Annotated in this window: 4 protein-coding genes; 1 reads left to right on the top strand and 3 read right to left on the bottom strand. The window is 68.8% G+C overall.

Going from position 1 to position 3,248, the window contains the following annotated elements; translation table 11 throughout:
• On the top strand, positions 1-667 hold a 667-nt coding region (locus AB1609_19150), incomplete at its 5' end, for a hypothetical protein (protein ID MEW6048560.1).
• 652 nt (positions 668-1,319) lie between these two features.
• Here AB1609_19150 and AB1609_19145 read toward each other — a convergent pair.
• The 3 genes from AB1609_19145 to AB1609_19135 all read right to left on the bottom strand — a co-directional run.
• Positions 1,320-2,120: an ABC transporter permease gene (locus AB1609_19145; protein ID MEW6048559.1), complete on the bottom strand. Its 801-nt coding sequence runs from the start codon at positions 2,118-2,120 to the stop codon at positions 1,320-1,322.
• A 3-nt stretch (positions 2,121-2,123) separates the two neighbouring features.
• Complete coding sequence (locus tag AB1609_19140) at positions 2,124-2,936, bottom strand: ABC transporter permease (protein ID MEW6048558.1); 813 nt, start codon at positions 2,934-2,936, stop codon at positions 2,124-2,126.
• A 1-nt stretch (position 2,937) separates the two neighbouring features.
• Positions 2,938-3,248: hypothetical protein (locus tag AB1609_19135; protein ID MEW6048557.1), on the bottom strand; the 311-nt coding region annotated here is incomplete at its 5' end.

The raw sequence follows: 3,248 nt of genomic DNA, 5'->3' as shown, positions 1-3,248 counted from the left end.
TTTCACCGACAATGTCTTCACTGAGAACCGTTCCAGGATCCTGGAGATCTGCAACCGCCTGCGAGCCGAGCGCTTCGGCCTGTTCTACTCGTGCGATATCCGTGCCGGGACTGTCGATGCGGAGCTGTTGCACGAGATGGAGCTCGCGGGCTTCCGGCACGTAGCTATCGGATTCGAAGACGCCGATCTGGCCGTCCTGAGCCGGGTCAACAAGAAAACCGAACCCACACGCAACATCGAGACGGCCCGCCTAATCCGTAGCGAGACGCAGATGGCGATTACTGCCTATTGGATGGTGGGATTGCCTGGCACCACGATGGACTCGCTGAGCACAAACTTGGTCACTGTGAAACGACTGATAGAGGAAGACATCGTAGACGTCGTCTCCCCTCGCATCTTCGTGCCTTACCCGGGAACAACCATCTTCCGGGCGCCGCGTCGCTTCGGCGTTGAAATACTGGACCGGGATTGGGCGCACTACGACCGTGTGACCTCTCTGCCGACCTGCCGGCTAGAGCACGTGGAGAGAGAGCAATTGTACCGGTCCTACCTGGCTTTGCGGACTACGATCAACGAGGCCTACCGGAAGAAACTGGGCATCGATGCCGATCGCCTGCTGGACGCCGTCAGACGGTCCCGGGCCATGGGTGAATGGGCCTATAGCTAGCTCAGTGCGCCTTTGCAGGGCCTATCAACGGCCACTTGAGGAACCGCACCTTTGGCGACGAAAACCCAGCAGTCTTGGCCAGGTAGGGGGAGACCTGCGCGGGGGTCCCTCCCTCCCCTTTGCCCCCCGCCCGTAGGGCGGGGCCGCGCCTTCCGACGGGGTGCCGTTGGCCTTGGTTGCAGAGTATGAGGGGAATCGGCCACCGGTTGCGAAGGATGCCGACCACCGATTACCGATTCCGGGGGAAAACGACGACTGCGCACGATCCATGCCGGCCACTTCGGACCGGCGTTGTACAGCAAGTGGCCACAACCGACCCCCGCCTCCACGCCGTAAAGCGGCTCCTGGGGTGCGTCCCCCGTGAAAACAAGCGGATCTTGTCATACCCGACACCAGCCAAGCCGAGCCCCTTCCAACCAGCCGGGTCCCCCGGACAGGGGCAGGATGCCCGGCTCTTCTCGCCCCTTCTGACCTCGCCGCATGATGCGCTGGGAATATCTGCCTGGAAAAGACTGGCGCGACCTCTGGAAATGGACCGCGGCTACTTGACAGGGATCATACGCGAACCAGGACCCACGGCGAGCAGACACTCGGGACACGGCACCCCCTTTCCCCAGCCCGCCGCACCCGATCCCCGCCACCGCCCCTCACCCTAAAACCGCTCCAGGCTGCCCCTCGCCCTGCCCGCCCGCACGGCGGCGAGCAGCACGGCGTAGCCGGCGAGCCAGTAGGCGAGGCCGACGCCCAGTTCCGCGGCCACCAGGCCGGCGGCGCCCCGGGTGCCGCCGCCCAGCAGGATGCGGGCCGCCGCCAGCCCGTTGGTCAGGGGCACCAGGGAGGCCGCCTTCGCCACCCACTGGGGAAACGCCGACACCGGCACCACGACCCCGCAGAAGATCGCCAGCGCCTGCACGACGAGCGACGTGACCACCATGTCGTAGCGCGTCCGAAACACCACGCGGCCCACCAGCAACCCCAGCCCCGACAGCGACAGGCACGTGGCGGCCAGCGCCCCGCAAAACCGCAGCCACCCCGCCGCCCCCGGCATCATCCCCGCCGCCGGCAGCACCACCGCCGACGCCACCAGCACCGTCACGACCGCCTCGGCCGCATACAACACCGACCGCCCCAGCACCAGCCCGGCCAGGTTGACCGGCGTCGTCACCAGGTACGCCAGGTACCCCTCTTCCCGATCCGCCACCAGGTGCGACGTGGTCTGCACGCACGTCGGCAGCGCCGCCAGCCGCACGAGACTCCCCACCAGCGCGAACCTCGCCAGTTCGGCGCCCCCGGCGAACAGCGCGACCAGCGTGTAAAACCAGGTCTGCAGCATCAGGTTCGGCAGCCACGTCAGGAAGTACAGCGCCACCGGCATCTCGTACAGCCTGGTTCGCCACGCCACCCACAGCCCCGCCCGGGCCGCCCCCAGCAGCGCCGCCCCGGCCACCCCCACGGCTCAGTACCTCGCCAGCCGCGCCTCTACCCGCGCCACCCGGATGACCACCGAGTAGACGCCGAGCGCCGCCACCAGGTAGGCGGCGGTCGTCGCCACCGCCCCCACCGCATAGACGAGCCACCGGCCGCTCTCCGCCGTCCCCAGCCCCGCCCTCACCAGCCCGGCGCTCCAGGTGGTCGGCAGCAGGTAGCTGAGCGGCTGGATGGGGCGGGGCAGCAGTTCGACGGGAAACAGGAGCCCCGACAGGATGAACACCAGGTAGAAGAAATCGAAGAGCCGCCAGTAGTGGCGGGTCGTCACCGCCAGGCTGCTGAGCAGCAGCCCCACCACCGTCACCGCCGCCATCGACACCGCCACCCCCAGCAGCAGCACCCACACGCTGGCCACCTGCAGCGGCCGCCCGAACCCCACCGCCACGACCCCCACGCACACCCCCAGCGACAACAGCGAGAATGCCGCCGCCGCCACGGTCTTGCCCAGGATGACCAAAAACAGCGGCGACCGGGTGGTGACGAGGAACTCCAGCGTGTGGTACCGGCGTTCCCCCTGGATGATGCCGGCGGAGGCGTGCAGGTTGCTGTTCCACACGCCGAACATGCCGGCCCCGACCGCCGCGAACTCCACGGCCTCCGCCTTCCCCGCCACTTCGAACACGAGCCCCGCCAGGATCGCCATCAGGGCCGGCTGGAAGAAGACGGACGACAGGTAGTTGGGCGTCGCCACGCTGAGGCGAAGCTGCAGCCTGAACGCCGTGGCCAGCGTGTACCAGGCCCGCCGCACGGTCCCCGCCGCTTCCGCCGCCGTCGCCGCCATCTCACGCCCCCCGCTCTTCCACGAGGCGAAGGTAGGCCTCCTCCAGCGTGCTCTCCCGGGTGGCGATGTCCAGCACCGCCACCTCCTCCCCCAGGGCCGCCAGCAGCGCCTGGACGGGGGCCACGCCCCGGTAGCGCAGCCGCACGACGGTGCCCCGCTCGGTCGGCTCGCACGTGAGCACCCCGGGCTCCTCCGGCAGCCCCATCCGCCGCCGGATGGCCTCGGCCTGCGACCCGGCGCCCCCTGCCACCGTCACTTCCAGCAGGCGATAGACCTCCAGCGACCGCTTCAGCTCCGCCGGGCTGCCCACGG

Source organism: Bacillota bacterium (genome assembly GCA_040754675.1).
Lineage (GTDB): Bacteria > Bacillota > Limnochordia > Limnochordales > Geochordaceae > Geochorda.
Note: the sequence above shows the minus strand (reverse complement) of the source record. Positions and strands in the feature narration are given on the sequence as shown.

Coding starts and splice junctions, on each gene's coding strand:
- AB1609_19140 (MEW6048558.1), bottom strand. CDS start 2,936: ATGGCGGCGACGGCGGCGGAAGCGGCGGGGACCGTGCGGCGGGCCTGG.